The organism is Streptomyces sp. NPDC007901 (assembly GCF_042959465.1).
Classification (GTDB): Bacteria; Actinomycetota; Actinomycetes; order Streptomycetales; family Streptomycetaceae; genus Streptomyces.
In genome coordinates this window covers 672,008-685,921 of sequence record NZ_JBIBKW010000001.1, presented here as the reverse complement: position 1 = coordinate 685,921, position 13,914 = coordinate 672,008, and the positions used below count along the sequence as shown (strand labels likewise).

The following is a 13,914-nucleotide window of genomic DNA, read 5'->3' as shown; positions in this document are numbered from 1 at the left end:
TAGTATCCGCGAGCGCTTTGGCCTCCTCGGGCTGCTGAACCATGTGAGTGGGGGATTCCTCGATGACGTTTCGACTGCGTGCTGTCCGCGCATTCGCGTTGCTGGTCGGCTTCTTTCTGATGGGCGTGGTTCTGCTGTCGGCCATGGCGGTACTTGACTGGCTGCTGATGACACGACTGTTCACGGCGCAGGCGGCCTGGTTCGAAGGCACGGTACTGACCGTCACCGTTCTGCTGGCAGCGGCGATTCTGCGAGGTCTCTTCGCCTTTCTACGGGCCGGGCGTCTGGGCCCGGTGCCACACGCGGTGGCGGTCGCTCCGCAGGACCAGCCCGAGCTGTGGGAACAGATACAGATCGCTGCCGAAGCGACGGGGCAGCGGCCGCCGGATGAGCTCTACCTGGTCGCTGAGGTCAACGCGGGGGTCGCCGAACAAAGCCGCCTGCTGGGCCTGCTCCACGGGCGACGCCGCATGCTCCTGGGCCTGCCGCTGCTCACCGGGCTGACCGTCCCACAGCTGCGCGCCGTCCTCGCCCACGAGTTCGGGCACTACGGCAACCTCGGCACTCGGCTCGGCGGTGTCACGATGCGCGGCCGGGAAGCAGTACTGCACACGGTGGAGGTTTTCCAGAAGGGCAGCACCCGGCTGCATTACGCGATCGGTGCCCTGTACGTCGGCTACGCCCGGATGTTCCTGCGCACCTCGCAGTCCATGGCTCGCCACCAGGAGCTGGCCGCGGACCAGATGGCCGCCCGGCACGCGGGCCGTGACGCGACGGCCGCTGCACTGCGCATGCTTCCGGTGCTCACCGGGGCCTACACCCACTACCTGGAGACGTACGCCGCGATGGGTAGGTCGCTGGGAGCGCTACCGCCAGTTGGCGAGACGCACGGCGGTTTCCGTCGGCTGCTCGCCGCCCGCACAGGGGAGCGGCTCACTGCGCTCTCCGCCGGGCAGCGTCCGCCGCGGCCGCACCAGTACGATTCGCACCCGCCGATAGCCGAGCGGATCGCCTTTGTCGAGCAGTTGCCCACCGATGGCCGGCCGGATGAATCGGCCGACGAGCCGACCGGGCTGACCCTGCTGCGCGACCCCGACGGGGTGTTCGCCACGCTGGAGGCGCGCACGCTGCCGCAGGAGGCGGCGCGGCTGCGGCGCATGAGTTGGGACGACCTCGTCATGGCCCGCGCGGTCGCCGACGCCGAGGGCTGGTCTCGGCCGCTGCGGGTCGCCGTGGCCAGGGCGCTTCGCTCATCGGCGCAAGGCGCAGGTGATTCGGCGGCCGTACGCCGAGATGCCTCGGCCGAGGAGGTGGCCGACGGCCTCTTGCCCGGCTTGGAGGAGATACTCGACGCGTTCGACCGCGGCCTGCTCTGGATGGCGGTCGCCGACTGCATGCCCAAGCCGTATCAGGCGGCGCGGCTGATCGGGCCGTCCGCCCGCAACTTCATTCGGCCCAAGATCTTCGACGGACTCGCGGGCATGGTCCACCTGCGCCTCGCCGAGTCCGGACACGCCAAACCGGACATCGCCTGGTCGGGGCAGCCCGGACTCTTCCTGCCCGAGTCGTGGGAGAAGGGCATGGACGATGCCATCGACGCGGCCGTCGCCGACACGCCCGACACCGCTCCGCTACGCGCCCTGCTTGCCACCCCTCACTGCGTGCCCGCATAGCCGCTGTACGGCCGGGTCGCCCGTCAAACGCAACGATTCCAGCCCGCTTCAACTCGACAAATGGTTTGTGAACACGGCTTGACGTGAGTCATCAAGCCGCGCTCACAGACTGCATCCGTGACTGAGGTGCAACGTGCCGTTCCGGTGACGTAGGTGTACCTTCACAGGTCTCCCGAGGGTTCGGTTCGTTGGGCTTGCCAGAGGGATCGCAGTGTGGCGACTACTCATGGCGCTGCCTCGCGGGGCTCGAAACGCGGGGCGAGGGTCCGTGGGCCGGCCATCTCGCTAACCGAGAACGCACATGCTTTGACTGTGAAGCGACGTATGGAACCGTAGAGTTGTCCTCGAAAATGGCGTGGGATGTGGGGGAAGGAGTCCCATGACACCTTCGATGTGCTGTCGCCACTGCGGAACCACCAACGGCTACCGGCGGACCAACAGCGAGCAGTGGTGGTGTAACACCTGCGACCGCGGAACTCGCATCCCCCCTTGGGTGTTCCACAGACTCGACACCGGCAAGGAGTCTGGTTCGGCCCCAGTAGAGGGCCCAGCCCGCGCGCCTGAGATCACCGCATGTCCTAAGAACGGCCGCCACGTCCTGCCCGATGGCGCGCAGGGGATGATCACCGGAGATGAGAACAACATCGCCGAGGCACTCGCCGCCGCTTACGAGGGCTGCGAGCCGTGCAAGGCCGACCTGGAAAGACGGGTCACGTTCGACGACGGCACCTTGACCGTGTTGATAACCGCAGTTTGGTTGTGCTCCTACGCCCAGGTACGCGCTTCTCAGGGCCTTCCGCCGGCTGACGCCGCCGACGAGCTTTTCCCCCCGGTCGTACTAAAGGAACTGGATGCCAAGACTCGCCGTCTCCTCCGTAGGTTGGTGCTGGAACCGGTCGAAGCCCCGGGCGGACGGTCCGCTGCCCAGCCTGAACCTCATGAGCTAGCTGACTTGGTCATCAATGTCGCCAGCGACGAGGAGCGCGCCGCGCTGTGGCGAGATGCCCTCGACGGCGCAGTCTCCATCGTGATGATGGAAGCCTCCCGGCTCTGACTCAGGCAGGCTGGGCACACGGAAAGGTCTGTGAGCGAGGCTTGACGTGGGTCTTCGAGCCGCGTTCACAGACCCTTCCACGGCAGTGGTGGCACGCAAGGGATCGCTCGCCGGGTTGCGGGGAGGCTCTGCGCAGTTGTTCCGTCTTGAATGATCTGGTTCCGAGTCGGGCCGCTGGCCTGTGGCGGCCAGTTCAGTTGAGACGCGGGAAAACCGGGAAGCTCAAGTGATGTGGCCCCGTGCGAGCGGATGCCGGAGGCTGTCCCAGTTGTGTGGCGCGACTTCGCTGTGTCGTCGGCCGCAACCGGACCGCTGACATGGCTAGGACTGACGGCGTGCGAAGAGGACTGCACCTGGAACGCTCTCGTCGGGGTCGATCAGCATGTGGGCCTCGACGGAGAACCCGGCATCGCGTAGCCAGGCCGCCACTTGGTCAGGCCGGCGGCGGTGAACGTGGACGTTCATCGGGTGGCCGCCGTAGCCCTGTGTCTTCAGCCTCGACCCGTCGCCGACGTGAAAGCCGAGCAGCAGTGGTCCGCCGGGACGCAACACGCGCCGGAAGTGACCGAAGACCGTGGGCACTGCTTCGTCGGGGACGTGAATCAACGACCAAAATGCGAGCAGGCCGACCACTGAAGCATCGGCGAGGTCGAGGTCCGTCATCGAGCCCACCTCGAACCGCAGGCGGGGGTGGTCACGTCGAGCCACGTCGATCATTCCGGATGACAGGTCGACACCGAAAGCGTCCAATCCCAGCTTGTGCAGGTGAGCGGTGACGTGCCCAGGTCCGCAGCCCACGTCCGCCACCGGCCCACCGCCAGCGGTGTGCACCAAGTCGGCGAACAGCGCCAGAGCCGCCCGAAGATACGGCGCCCCAGCCAGAGCCTCGCGTAGTTGGTCGGCATAGCTGACCGCTACCGTGTCGTAGGAGGTCCGGGTGTCTGCCAACCAGCGGTCCGCGTTCATGGCTCGACAGAGTAGTGCAGTGATCAGGATCGCGAACCAGATCAAGTGAGACCAACGAAGCGTCAGATCAGGCCACTTGAGATGGGACCGGATCCTTCGAGACGGGACGGCAGTCAGTCGAACGCCACGACCAAGCGGACTCCGTCGTCACCGAATCGGCCGGCCAGAGCCTTCATCACAGCGAAGACGTGCGGCCACTGAGTCTCCGAACCCAAGACAGCGCCCGCGGTCAGTGGTTCGTAGACACAGACCAGATCGTCGGTGAACCACTCAACACGTTCTGAAGGGTTGTGACAGTCCAGAGGCGGCACGCCCACCAGGGACACGAACTCCGACGGCCACTGATGGGATACCGGCTGGCGGTGCAGTATCGACGGCAGCGACTTCTTGTACCAGGTCACGCGGCCGACGAAATGCTCAGGCCCGGTCGCGGGATCGAGGGAAGCGAGCTCGCCCCAGCTGACCCAGCTCGCAGCGTCCATCTCACCCCGCTCGATCCAGGAGCCCAGCTGCAAGCGCATACCGCTCGACAGGTCAGCGGGAAGACCACGAGCGGGTGCAAGCGGCAGGAAGCCCGCGTAGTTGCGTACTCCGAAGAGAAGACCGAAGGCCGTGTAGTCGGTCTCGTCATACAGCGGCCACAGATCCATGGCAGCCACCCATGGCTCGCCGTCGTAGTCGTCGGTACCGGCATAGGTATGACGAAACTCGATCCCGCCGTATATGTCCGTGCCCATGACGGCGCACCCTAACGGCCGTGGCCTACACGACGCACCGCTATTGAAGGTCAGCGACAGAGCGGGGCCGCGTTCCGCTTGATGCGCAGCCCCTCATGTCGATACCAGCCAAAGGTCTGTGAACGAGGCTTGACGTGGACCATCAAGCCGCGTTCACAGCCTCCAGGGACATATACCTGACGCCTGGCCTGTATCAACTCTGTTGGGTGCACTCACAGGCGATATCGACCTGCGCAACCGCGCCTATCCACCCAGCGGGAAGGAAGCCCGCTGCCGCCACCGCGTCCCGTCGTGGACCAGCAAGTCGACCGACGAGACCTGCGCGACGACGGGAAGACCGGTGAGCAGATCGGCCTCGGCCTTCTCCACCACGGCCTCGTCCTGGCCCTGGGCGACGGTCAGATGCGGGACTACATCTTCGAACTGCCCGCCGAACGGCGGGTTTTCCGGCCACCGCTCCACGATCGCCTCGGTGAGACGCCTGAAGCCAGTGACCGGTTCGGGTGCGAGATACAGCACTCCAGGGAACCGGCCGCAATGGTCGAACCGGGCCTCGAAGGGCTGGTGCCGACCGAGTACCTTGCCGATCGCGGCGCAGACACCCTCGTCAATGCGGCTCGCGTCGAGAAACGGGAAGAGCACGGTGACATGCGCCGGAACGCCCGCTCGGGCTGAGGGATCAAGCCGGTCACGCCATGCTCGCACCAAGGGCTCCACCTCCGGAACCCTCACGATCAGCCCCGACTGCCCTGCCTGGAATCCCTGCGCGTCCTCATCCGCCATCGCATCTGTCTATCAGCGGGCCCGACCGGCGGCGACCTGATAATCACCGCCATGAACGACGACGAGAGCCTGCACCGGTACGGCCTTCACCCCACCGGGGCGAACCTGGACGAAGTACGAGGTCTGCTCACCGCACACACGCGGCTGGAGAAGCGTGCGCAGAAAGACGGCGACACTGAGCTGATGAAGCTTTGCTGTGTGCAGCTGTTCAACGCCGCGGTCCTCGAGGACGTGCTGCTCATCTGGCAGGCCAAGTCCGCCAGTATGGACGCCGACTGCTCGATCGACGTCCAGTTGCTGTGCGGCAGCGGACTGGCCACGACCAAGGCCTTCCTGTCGAGTCGGCGTCTGCCCGAAGCCGAAGCGGCACTGCAACGACTGCTCCGCTGCGCAGCGGCCGGCGACTTCGATGATTTCTCCGTAGCAGCGCACTCGGCCTGGTACGCCGCGTACTACGCGCCTGATGCCTGATGCTGGTCCAGCTAAATCAGAGGAGTATCGCCAAATGGGCTGTGAACAAGGCTTGACATGGGTCATCAAGCAGCGTTCACAGACCTGCGCCGCCATGTGACCCGTGGATGATGGCCCCAGTTGTGCCGTGATCGCAGGTCAGGGACACAGGTGGGCCAGGAATTCTGCACTGGCGGGGTACCCCTGCTCCTGGGGGAGCAGTCCGGTGGCTGAGTCCAGTTCACCGTTCCTGACGAGTGCGTGGATCTCGTTGGCGAGCGGAGTCACGTCGTTGATGGACACGATCCACTCGTCCGCATAGCGCGACGATGCCTCACCCGAGAGCCCCAGTTGCAGCGAGCGGTGCGGCAGGGGACGCAGGTGCAGATCGCGTTCGGGATCCCACTGGACACGGGCCGGTGCACGCTTGAGGTCACGCTGCCAGACGCCGCGGTCGGGATGCAGTCCGCGGACGTAACTCGACAGGCAGGCATGGCGCAGTGCCCAGTCGAAGCCGTCGCGGGTGATCTCGACGGCGAGGACGGTCTCCTGCCCCTCCTTCGTACCCCAGCCGGACCGGTACATCATCCACATGAAACTGGGTTTGATCCACGTCATGCGGCCAGGCTTCCACGCTGCCGGAAAACGGCCGTCTCGGATGGCGGGCAGTCCGATCTCAGGGGAGTACGCCTGGTAGACGGTGATCGTGGACGCCGTGTGGAGCGCGCGAATCCTGCGGAGCGGTTCTTCCATGGCGTACAGCGTGGGCTCGGTCAGCTCAGGTGACCACCGATTTTCGACCCGTTGCCCGAGCCGACGGAGCACGTCGGCCGCAAACGGCAGGCAGTTGCCCGTGCGGGCCAAGTAGCGTCCGGTACATGGAGCGACATCTCAGCAAAGCCGTACTCGATGGACTGACGCGTCGGGCGCGGTCGTTCATCACCGCGCACAGCATCAGGATCGACGTGCCGCCGGTCAGCCGGCTTGCGGAGCAGTGGCTTGCGCTCGGCGTCCCGCCTGTGCAGATCAACCGTGTGAAGGAGTATCAGGAGCGCTGGGGAGGTCTCGTGCTGCCTCCGGCTCCGCACTATGACGGTGGACCCAGGTATCTGGACTCCGATCTTCCAGAGGGTTCGCTGAACGAGGGATGGTTGTACCCGGCAGGGACCGATCGGACTGCAACCCCCTACTCGTTCATGATCGGACCGGGCGGGGAGTTCGGGGTGTACGGCTATCGCTGAACGCCCCTGCACCGAACCGTCGAGGGGTGGGTGGAGTCCGTCGCTCTCGCCCACCATGCGTCGATGTGGGCGCAGCAGGTCACCAGAGTCATCGGCGATCGCGTCGATGAGATCGCTCTGGACGGCTTCGAGCCGGTCGCGGAGGTCAAGGGGATGACGGACAACTGATGGAGGGGCAACGACTCCTTGGTCGCCCTGTACGCGAGAGAGGCCGAGTCCCTCTCTGCCCCCTCGTGCCGCACCGTGTTGATTTACTCCGGTCTGGATGACTGGGGGCTCTACGGAGGCGTACGGAGCCCTGGACACCGCCACGCGAAAGGGTCTGTGAACACGCCTTGACGTGGACCACCAAGGCGTGGTCGTAAGATCCCCCGCTGGTGGTCGACACAGCTTGTGGGGGCGAACTTGGAGAGACCGGACGACCGCATCGCATCCGTTCTGCGCTTCGCTGCGGAACTCGTCGCCTGGGTGGCCAGTCCCTGGGCCTTGTCCAAGTACTCATGGCTGCTTGCCGTCTTGGCGGTGGCGGTACTGATCGGCCTCCCGGCCGTCTTCTCCACTCCGGGAGACAAGGCGCAGGTGATCATCCCTGTTCCGGGTACGGTCACGATCCTGCTCGTGCTGCTTCAGCTCGCTGCTGCCGCGATCGCCGCATGGTTGGCGTGGCCCATCTATGCGGCAGTCCTCGTGTCTCTCCTCGTGGCCGCCACCCTCGTCACGGAACGTCAACGCTGGCAGTGGCTACTCTCCACGGACCGGCGCACTGGCTGAGCTGCGGAGAGGTGGCACCGGAGTGCCTTCGCTCGCCGGACACGCCCGCCACTTCCTTGCCTCTCCCTACCCTTCAGTGAAGTACGTATACGGCGCCACCGAGACTCCTTCGGAGACCGCGCGTTCGTCGTCCTCGCCGGCCTCCGGGTCGAGGTCGCGCGCCCACAGCGAATGCATGGACCACACGGAGAAGCCGGCGTGGAAGTCGTGGCCGATGTCCGAGGGTGTGCTTGAGTGCCCGAGGGCGTGGAGGTCCGCGACAACGTCATCCAGAAAGCGATGGGTCAGCTGAACCCCGTCGTAGTGCGCTTCGGCATCGCCGCCTTCGCCGCCGTAGCCGATCTCCACGAGTTCGACCGTCTCGTCAGCCGCGTAGGTGATCACCAGTGTGGGTGAGGTGGTGTACACGGCCCGCTGTCCACCCGGGCCGTGATACGGAGACCCGACGCGCTCCTCGACCTGCGATCGCGGATCGCCGATTCTGACGAGGGCTACGCCTTGTCCTGGAATGATCTCCATGATGACCATCCTGCCACCCAGGACAAGCACTCGGGAGTCCGCGGAGAGAGCAGAGTGCCGCCGCTCCGTCCGGCGAAGGTCTGTGAGCGAGGCTTGACATGGGTCATCAAGCCGCTTTCACAGACTCCAGTGGCTTGGGTGGCCTCTGACCTGCACCCATCCTGGCGTCTCGTACCGATGGGCATCGCCCCGGCTTCCTGCGTCGATCGACGGCAGGCAGGTCCTCGGACGTCAGTCCACCGGCTCGCTGGGCGGTTCCGGTGGGCGGATGCGCTGGCCCGGGTCGGGGGCCCGGGTGGACTTGGCCGTTCGCCACAGCAATAGACAGCACAGGACCGTCACTGTCAGACCGAGCAGCCACACGAGCACCAGGCCGACCGTCGTACCGAGTGACTGGTGACCATGGTCCGTCGTGAACGCTGCGGGAGCTGCCGCTCCGAGAGCGAGCAGCGCTACCCCTGGACAGGTGACGAAGTACGCATAGATCCACAGCAACCACGGAATGCCGAACCTGGCTGGGTTCCGGGGCGACCCAGGATTCCCAGCCGAGGCCTCCCGGTACGCGTGGACTCAGATGTTCGCGGATGTAACGGCCCAGCTGTCCGATACCGACATGGTCCTCGACGAAACGCGAGAAACTGAACACCGCACCGGAGATGGTCAGTTGCAACGCGGGGATGTTGTGCTGAGTGGTCTGCCGTTGAAGGATCTCCTGCCTCAGGGCTACGAATTCGGCCAGTGGCCCTTCGGAATCGTGATCCGATGATGTGCTCACCCACCACCCCCGGTTGTCCCGCCGACAGCTCACTCCGATCGCGCACGGGAGCTCCGCAAGAGCGTCCGGCACCTGCCGAACGGAACACGCCTGCCGCGTCGGAGTACGCCGAGCCGCAACGACGATCGTGTCGTGCCGACGACGTCGATAGGCAGCGCGTCCCTCAGGGGCGAAGGCTGCGGCGGGAAGCGGCAATTCTCGGGGAGCGGTGAGGATCACTCGATGCCCAGCGGTCCGATGCCCAGGTCCTCACGCATGATGTCGCGCATGCGCGCAGTGGCCGCGCGCCGCTGCGCTATCAGGGGCGCTTCCTCGGCGGAGCCGACAGCCATTCCTCGGGCGTAGGCGTCGCGGAGTGCGCGCAGACCGTGGAACGCCTCGTTTCCGGCCGTCACGACCTGCGGCGGCCCCACGAGCCAAAGCCGTTCACTTGCTGTGTAGATGCCGGTGCCGCGGACGGCCTCTCGTACGGCCGCGTCACGTGCCGACGCCGACATGTGATCGCCCAGGGCGACGGCCCGTATCTCTTCACCCGCGTCTTTGAGGGCGGCGACGAACACCGTGTACACCTCGCGCCGTATCTCCAGCGCGTGCCTGTCTTCTTCTCGTTGCCACCGATTGCGATCGGCGATCAGAGTGGCTGCAATCCCGATGGCGGCACCAGCCAGTGTGGAGAGCAAGGGCATCCAGTCCATGTGCCGCAGCCTGTCCGAAGCGGTGCGTCGGCGCCAGTGGGTCCCGCTGGGCACGCGTACACGTCGATGTCAGAGCACGAACTGATCGTCTCGAGTACCGTCGGCGGCATCCGAGCGGGCAAGTTGGCCGTGTATACGGCTCGACGTTCTCGGGCGCGGAGCCGATGGCACCCGCCAGATGGCGCACGGCTGCTGCTGGACTGCCCACGTAGTGCGCCATCACCCGTGCGAGACCTGCTCCAGCTACTACCGCCCGAATCGTCACCGCCCGGGGGTATCCCTGAACCGTCCTGGTGAGCCTGGCGAAGAGTGGATCATGGTTGCGTGACGAAGTACACGAAGGACGGACCTCCGGTCGAGCAGACAGTTCCTGAGCCGGAGCTTTCCCCGTACCAGCAGGCGATGAGGCAAAGGCTCCTCGCCGCCCCGGTGGTACAGGCTCCCGCCCCCTGGCGGCGCATCGCGTACACCCCGGTCGGCGGACTTCTCGGTATCGGCTTCGCCCCGCACCCCGGCAGCGGCCAGGACTTGGTGATGGTCCTCTCGCACGACGGTCACGGTCTCTTCGACGCCGCCACGGGAGAGAAGATCGCGCGGGATCGTGACGCGGACCCCGAGGACAGTAGCCGCGACGCGGATCCCGCTCTGTGGTGTCCTGGGTTGGGACCGGTCGCCGGAAACAGGGTGCGCATCGCCGGACTTTTCGGCGGAGGGCTGCACACCACCAGCGGAGACGGTTGGAAGCTGGAGGTCGTTGCCCCGGCCTGGCCGAACGAGCGCGTCCTGCTCTCCCGCGACGGCGGTTTGCCGCACTCCGGCCCGCACGGGGAGCGCTGGTGGCACATCTTCCACTCCGACTACTCCGAGCTCCGTGCCGCTGGATTCTCGCCCTCCGGGCAGACCCTTGCCGTAGCGACGAGCAGCGACCTGTCCCTGTGGACTCGCAGCGCCGGCCACAGTCGCAGTAGTAGCGACTGATGATCAGCTAAGGACCTGAGAGCTGAGGTCGTCAGTCTGCTTGATTCTCGCTGACCACCACGCGCAGGCTTCGAGGTTCCAGGTATGGCCCGTTGCGCTGTCCTGCGGTCGGCAGCGGGGTGTCGCCATAAATGGTTTGTGAGCGAGGCTTGACCTGGATCAAGCCGACGTTCCTGTGGATGATGTACCGGTGCGGCTGGGGCGGGAAGGTAGGGCAGGAGACCGTTCTGGCTGTCGAGATCAGCCGTGCCGGATTCGAGTGGGCGCTGCGCCACGCATGTCTGTCGAGCTACGCCCGCGAGGTGCACCCCGATCGGGCCGCCTGGCAGCGTGAGTTGAAGCGTGCGCCCGCTCGCGTGCAGTGGGATCCCGAACGGGACCTGCGCCTCCGGCCGCTGTCGCACCGGGCCTTGCAACTGGGGCTCTCGGGTGAGGCCGTACGACGCTACGCGGACGAGTGGACGGTCGCCATCCACGACGTGACCCCGCTCGTCCACGAGATCCACGCCCTCGTCAGCAGTGGTGACCTGGCCTCCGCCGCCCGCCTGCTGCCCCAGGAACGCCCGTACCCCGTCGGCGACGAATCACTTGCCCACTTGCTGGGGTAACGGACTTGCCGGCAAAGACGGACGGTTGAGCCTCGCCCCCGGGATCCGTCGGCTCTTCCCGGACCGGCCCGAGATCACCGCAAGTGATCATCGGCTGCCAGGCGGTACCCCCAAGCCCCCCAGGGCCGCCCTCGCCGGGCTTCTCCGACGCCCGGCGGAAGTGCGGGCCGCTCTCACGCCGACGAGCCGTCGTCTCGCGGAGGCCGGCGGAGCCGGTGCAGGCAGACGACGGAGGCGACGAAGGCCAGCCGTTCGGAGGCGTCCAGGTCAGGGCCCAGCTCGACGACGTACTGCTGCAGCCCGAGCCACGAGTCGACAGTGCTCACCGTGACCCGGCCGAGCATCTCCGGCGCCGGACCCTCGTCCGTATCGGTCTCTGTGAGATGCCACTCGGCGGACAGGAGACCCAGCCGCGTGAGAAGGAACCGGCGGCCCTGCTCCGTCTGCAGACCGAACTGCCGGGTCTTGACGCGCCCACACGCACCGGCGGTGCCGACCTCCCGGTCCGCGGCATCGGTGAAGCGGAACTCCACCGGCCCGAACTGCTCGATACGGACGACGAACTCGCCCGACGCCGTCGTGAGCACGGAGAACGTGTCATCGGTGTACGCGACCCAGGCGAGCGGATCCCCCTCCACGGTGGACAACCCCAGGTCGGGACCCACATACCTGCGCCACCGCGACCGCTTCGGCTGCCCCACCACGACGACATCCCGCTCGAACAGACCGGGCTCCGTCATCGGACTTCCTTCCCCCACCACGGCTTCCCCCGAGCGGTCGCGCCGACCGACGCCGCAGTGCTGCTCGCAGCGGCACAGCTGACCGTGCGCCGGGGAGCCGTCCCGCTGCGCGGCGGTCGTCCTGGATCCCCGTTTCGGCCATACCGTCCACGCGCCGCATGATTCGTCGGGCCCATAGCCACGATTACAGGCATGGCGACTTAGGACAATGGTGGGGCGTCATAGCCGGAGCCCTCCTCATTGCCGCGTGGATCAACGAAGCGGCAGGCCCAGTGGTGATCATCACCCTGTCAGCCGTGGTTCTCCTCTGGTCGTTCTTTCAAGCTCCAGTAACCTACGGGGCAACGCCACGGGCATCCTCATGGGCTGCCACATCCGTCAACACCGCTGGCAGAAGCTGAATACCTGGCGTCGCCGTCTGAGGCAGCGGGCCACACGGCAGCACAAGCCCGCCGGGACGGCCCGCGATACGGGCAGGCACGCAGTCCGCCCGGATGAGATCAGAGAGGTCTGCCCGCTGGTCCGGTGCTCGAGGCCGGGGCGGAGGCCCGGCTGGGTGCCGGGGCCTCCTCGGGTCGGTGGTTCAGTCGGTGGGTTCGCCGCACTTCGGCTCGGCGAGGGTGTGGGGCCGAGCCGCTCGTTTCGGCGGGGTCGGCTGGAAGTAGTGGGCCAGAGCCCAGGCGGCCACGTGGGCGCCGGCTCGGCAGCCGGCCACGTCCGCGGTGCGGGAGTGGACGCCGCCCCACACGCGGGCGTCGATGACGTCGCGGTTGAAGTCGTCGGCAGATCCGTAGAACCGCGTGGTGCCGGTGGCGTCGGAGGGGACGTGGAGGTCGATGTGCGAGGTGCCGAGGACGCCGGTCAGGGCGCGGCCCACGGCGGCGGCGACGGTCGTGTGGCCGGCGACGTAGTCCGGGTGCGACGGGGTGACGAGCAGCGGCTCCCAGGCAGGGTCCGCCGTCGTCGCGGGGTTGCCGTCGGTGTCGGCGAGGCGGATGGCGGTGATCGGCCGCCAGGTGCCGTAGTGGAGCTTGGCGTCCCATGCCGTGACGGCGGCGTCGGTCGCCGACGCGTTCACCGCGGCGAACAGCCGGGCCGTCTCGGTGATACCGAGCCGGTGCCGGGCGGCGTGGTCCCGTACGGCCGCCTGGACCTGTTCGACCAGGTTGCCGCTGAAGAAGAGGGCGGTCTCGGTCTGCTGCGCGCTCCGGCCCGAGCCGGTCTTCGCACCCATGGTCTTCAGCTCCTGGATGTCCTCGGCATAGGCGGCCGAGGACAGGGCGGGTGGTGCGCCGGGGCGGAACTGCTGCGGGGAGGAGAGCAGGAGGGGGCGGAGCCTGGCGAGCCAGGTGTCGATGAAGGGCTGGAACGCGGGTGGGGTGGGCCGCCAGACCCCTGGTGCCGGGGAAGCGGTGAAGGGAACGTCCGCGAACCTTCCGTCCCCTTCCCGGAGTTCGAGGATGCGGGCGGCGGCGCGCTTTCCGTAGGCCACGCCCTGGTCCCTGGCGTGACCGGCCGGGAGAGCGGCGAGCGAGTCCGCGTAGGCGGTGTCGAGTCGCGCCTTGGAGGCGGGGAAGCAGGTGAGCAGCACGTCGTGGGCCGCGGTGGCGGCGGCCGCGGTGGCGGACGCCTTGGCCGGACCGCGCTCGTGCCACTTGTACAGGGCGTAACCGCCCTCGATCCCGACCACGGCGTTGTACACGGCGACGGAGACGAACCCCTCCCAGATCGCCGCCTGCCCGGAGGGGCGTGGGCCGAGGCTGGTCTTGATCGTGTCGGTGGCGATGGCGTTCCACTCGCGGACCACGGCTGCCGGGTCCGCCGCGGTCCGGGGGTGCGCGTCGGAGAGAGTTTCGGAGGGAGTTGCAGGGGGAGTTGTCGCGGCGGTGAGCGTCACGAGGGCGATGGCCACGACGGCGCAGAC

The 13,914-nt window shown here is 67.1% G+C and carries 18 protein-coding genes; 9 read left to right on the top strand and 9 right to left on the bottom strand.

Annotation, left to right across the window (positions count from 1 at the left end; all coding sequences use genetic code 11):
• Positions 1-47 precede the first annotated feature (47 nt).
• Positions 48-1,673: a M48 family metalloprotease gene (locus tag ACFZDK_RS03365; protein ID WP_390969264.1), complete on the top strand. Its 1,626-nt coding sequence runs from the start codon at positions 48-50 to the stop codon at positions 1,671-1,673.
• Positions 1,674-2,166: 493 nt separating this feature from the next.
• Positions 2,167-2,727 carry a hypothetical protein gene (locus ACFZDK_RS03360; protein WP_390969262.1) on the top strand — a complete coding sequence of 187 codons (561 nt, stop codon included), beginning with the start codon at positions 2,167-2,169 and terminating at the stop codon, positions 2,725-2,727.
• Positions 2,728-3,048: 321 nt separating this feature from the next.
• On the opposite strand, the gene ACFZDK_RS03355 is transcribed toward ACFZDK_RS03360, so the two are convergent.
• The 3 genes from ACFZDK_RS03355 to ACFZDK_RS03345 all read right to left on the bottom strand — a co-directional run bounded on the left by ACFZDK_RS03355 (position 3,049) and on the right by ACFZDK_RS03345 (position 5,213).
• The gene (locus tag ACFZDK_RS03355; RefSeq protein ID WP_390969260.1) at positions 3,049-3,693 is read right to left on the bottom strand and encodes a methyltransferase domain-containing protein; all 645 of its coding nucleotides are present in this window, start codon (positions 3,691-3,693) and stop codon (positions 3,049-3,051) included.
• 113 nt (positions 3,694-3,806) lie between these two features.
• A complete protein-coding gene (locus ACFZDK_RS03350) occupies positions 3,807-4,430 on the bottom strand; it encodes a hypothetical protein (RefSeq protein ID WP_390969258.1) in 624 nt (207 codons plus the stop codon).
• A gap of 243 nt (positions 4,431-4,673) precedes the next feature.
• Positions 4,674-5,213 (bottom strand): 2'-5' RNA ligase family protein, encoded by a 540-nt coding sequence (locus ACFZDK_RS03345; protein ID WP_390969256.1) that lies wholly within the window; start codon positions 5,211-5,213, stop codon positions 4,674-4,676.
• A 51-nt stretch (positions 5,214-5,264) separates the two neighbouring features.
• On the opposite strand from ACFZDK_RS03345, the gene ACFZDK_RS03340 reads away from it, so the two are divergent.
• Positions 5,265-5,684, top strand: coding sequence for a hypothetical protein (locus tag ACFZDK_RS03340; RefSeq protein WP_390969254.1), 420 nt, complete (start codon positions 5,265-5,267; stop codon positions 5,682-5,684).
• A gap of 138 nt (positions 5,685-5,822) precedes the next feature.
• Here ACFZDK_RS03340 and ACFZDK_RS03335 read toward each other — a convergent pair whose 3' ends face one another.
• Positions 5,823-6,416: a DUF4291 family protein gene (locus ACFZDK_RS03335; RefSeq protein WP_390970087.1), complete on the bottom strand. Its 594-nt coding sequence runs from the start codon at positions 6,414-6,416 to the stop codon at positions 5,823-5,825.
• 125 nt (positions 6,417-6,541) lie between these two features.
• On the opposite strand from ACFZDK_RS03335, the gene ACFZDK_RS03330 reads away from it, so the two are divergent.
• From ACFZDK_RS03330 to ACFZDK_RS03320, 3 genes are all read left to right on the top strand, one after another.
• Positions 6,542-6,904, top strand: a complete 363-nt coding sequence (locus ACFZDK_RS03330) for a hypothetical protein (RefSeq protein ID WP_390969252.1) — start codon at positions 6,542-6,544, stop codon at positions 6,902-6,904.
• Positions 6,905-6,934: 30 nt separating this feature from the next.
• Positions 6,935-7,072, top strand: coding sequence for a hypothetical protein (locus ACFZDK_RS03325; RefSeq protein WP_390969250.1), 138 nt, complete (start codon positions 6,935-6,937; stop codon positions 7,070-7,072).
• A gap of 237 nt (positions 7,073-7,309) precedes the next feature.
• On the top strand, positions 7,310-7,675 hold the full coding sequence (locus ACFZDK_RS03320; protein WP_316779214.1) for a hypothetical protein: 366 nt from the start codon (positions 7,310-7,312) through the stop codon (positions 7,673-7,675).
• A 66-nt stretch (positions 7,676-7,741) separates the two neighbouring features.
• Here the strand turns inward: ACFZDK_RS03320 and ACFZDK_RS03315 are convergent, their stop codons facing one another.
• Positions 7,742-8,194 carry a hypothetical protein gene (locus tag ACFZDK_RS03315; protein ID WP_390969248.1) on the bottom strand — a complete coding sequence of 151 codons (453 nt, stop codon included), beginning with the start codon at positions 8,192-8,194 and terminating at the stop codon, positions 7,742-7,744.
• A gap of 231 nt (positions 8,195-8,425) precedes the next feature.
• Complete coding sequence (locus ACFZDK_RS03310) at positions 8,426-8,689, bottom strand: hypothetical protein (protein ID WP_390969246.1); 264 nt, start codon at positions 8,687-8,689, stop codon at positions 8,426-8,428.
• A 118-nt stretch (positions 8,690-8,807) separates the two neighbouring features.
• On the opposite strand from ACFZDK_RS03310, the gene ACFZDK_RS03305 reads away from it, so the two are divergent.
• Positions 8,808-8,960 (top strand): hypothetical protein, encoded by a 153-nt coding sequence (locus tag ACFZDK_RS03305; protein ID WP_390969244.1) that lies wholly within the window; start codon positions 8,808-8,810, stop codon positions 8,958-8,960.
• Positions 8,961-9,184: 224 nt separating this feature from the next.
• Here the strand turns inward: ACFZDK_RS03305 and ACFZDK_RS03300 are convergent, their stop codons facing one another.
• Positions 9,185-9,664: a hypothetical protein gene (locus tag ACFZDK_RS03300; protein WP_260327972.1), complete on the bottom strand. Its 480-nt coding sequence runs from the start codon at positions 9,662-9,664 to the stop codon at positions 9,185-9,187.
• A 402-nt stretch (positions 9,665-10,066) separates the two neighbouring features.
• Between ACFZDK_RS03300 and ACFZDK_RS03295 the strand changes: the two genes are divergently transcribed.
• Together ACFZDK_RS03295 and ACFZDK_RS03290 are read left to right on the top strand one after the other, a co-directional pair.
• A complete protein-coding gene (locus ACFZDK_RS03295) occupies positions 10,067-10,642 on the top strand; it encodes a hypothetical protein (protein ID WP_390970085.1) in 576 nt (191 codons plus the stop codon).
• Positions 10,643-10,773: 131 nt separating this feature from the next.
• Positions 10,774-11,250, top strand: a complete 477-nt coding sequence (locus tag ACFZDK_RS03290; protein WP_390969242.1) for a DUF4291 family protein — start codon at positions 10,774-10,776, stop codon at positions 11,248-11,250.
• Positions 11,251-11,423: 173 nt separating this feature from the next.
• On the opposite strand, the gene ACFZDK_RS03285 is transcribed toward ACFZDK_RS03290, so the two are convergent.
• Together ACFZDK_RS03285 and ACFZDK_RS03280 are read right to left on the bottom strand one after the other, a co-directional pair.
• Positions 11,424-11,990, bottom strand: a complete 567-nt coding sequence (locus ACFZDK_RS03285; RefSeq protein ID WP_390969240.1) for a hypothetical protein — start codon at positions 11,988-11,990, stop codon at positions 11,424-11,426.
• Between the two features lie 583 nt (positions 11,991-12,573).
• Positions 12,574-13,902, bottom strand: a complete 1,329-nt coding sequence (locus tag ACFZDK_RS03280; RefSeq protein WP_390969238.1) for a vanadium-dependent haloperoxidase — start codon at positions 13,900-13,902, stop codon at positions 12,574-12,576.
• Positions 13,903-13,914 lie beyond the last annotated feature (12 nt).

Excerpts from the sequence above, each read along its gene's own strand:
- ACFZDK_RS03355 (WP_390969260.1), bottom strand. The coding sequence starts at position 3,693 with ATGAACGCGGACCGCTGGTTGGCAGACACCCGGACCTCCTACGACACG.
- ACFZDK_RS03350 (WP_390969258.1), bottom strand. The coding sequence starts at position 4,430 with ATGGGCACGGACATATACGGCGGGATCGAGTTTCGTCATACCTATGCC.
- ACFZDK_RS03345 (WP_390969256.1), bottom strand. The coding sequence starts at position 5,213 with ATGGCGGATGAGGACGCGCAGGGATTCCAGGCAGGGCAGTCGGGGCTG.
- ACFZDK_RS03340 (WP_390969254.1), top strand. The coding sequence starts at position 5,265 with ATGAACGACGACGAGAGCCTGCACCGGTACGGCCTTCACCCCACCGGG.
- ACFZDK_RS03335 (WP_390970087.1), bottom strand. The coding sequence starts at position 6,416 with ATGGAAGAACCGCTCCGCAGGATTCGCGCGCTCCACACGGCGTCCACG.
- ACFZDK_RS03330 (WP_390969252.1), top strand. The coding sequence starts at position 6,542 with ATGGAGCGACATCTCAGCAAAGCCGTACTCGATGGACTGACGCGTCGG.
- ACFZDK_RS03315 (WP_390969248.1), bottom strand. The coding sequence starts at position 8,194 with ATGGAGATCATTCCAGGACAAGGCGTAGCCCTCGTCAGAATCGGCGAT.
- ACFZDK_RS03305 (WP_390969244.1), top strand. The coding sequence starts at position 8,808 with ATGGTCCTCGACGAAACGCGAGAAACTGAACACCGCACCGGAGATGGT.
- ACFZDK_RS03300 (WP_260327972.1), bottom strand. The coding sequence starts at position 9,664 with ATGGACTGGATGCCCTTGCTCTCCACACTGGCTGGTGCCGCCATCGGG.
- ACFZDK_RS03295 (WP_390970085.1), top strand. The coding sequence starts at position 10,067 with ATGAGGCAAAGGCTCCTCGCCGCCCCGGTGGTACAGGCTCCCGCCCCC.
- ACFZDK_RS03290 (WP_390969242.1), top strand. The coding sequence starts at position 10,774 with ATGGTTTGTGAGCGAGGCTTGACCTGGATCAAGCCGACGTTCCTGTGG.
- ACFZDK_RS03285 (WP_390969240.1), bottom strand. The coding sequence starts at position 11,990 with ATGACGGAGCCCGGTCTGTTCGAGCGGGATGTCGTCGTGGTGGGGCAG.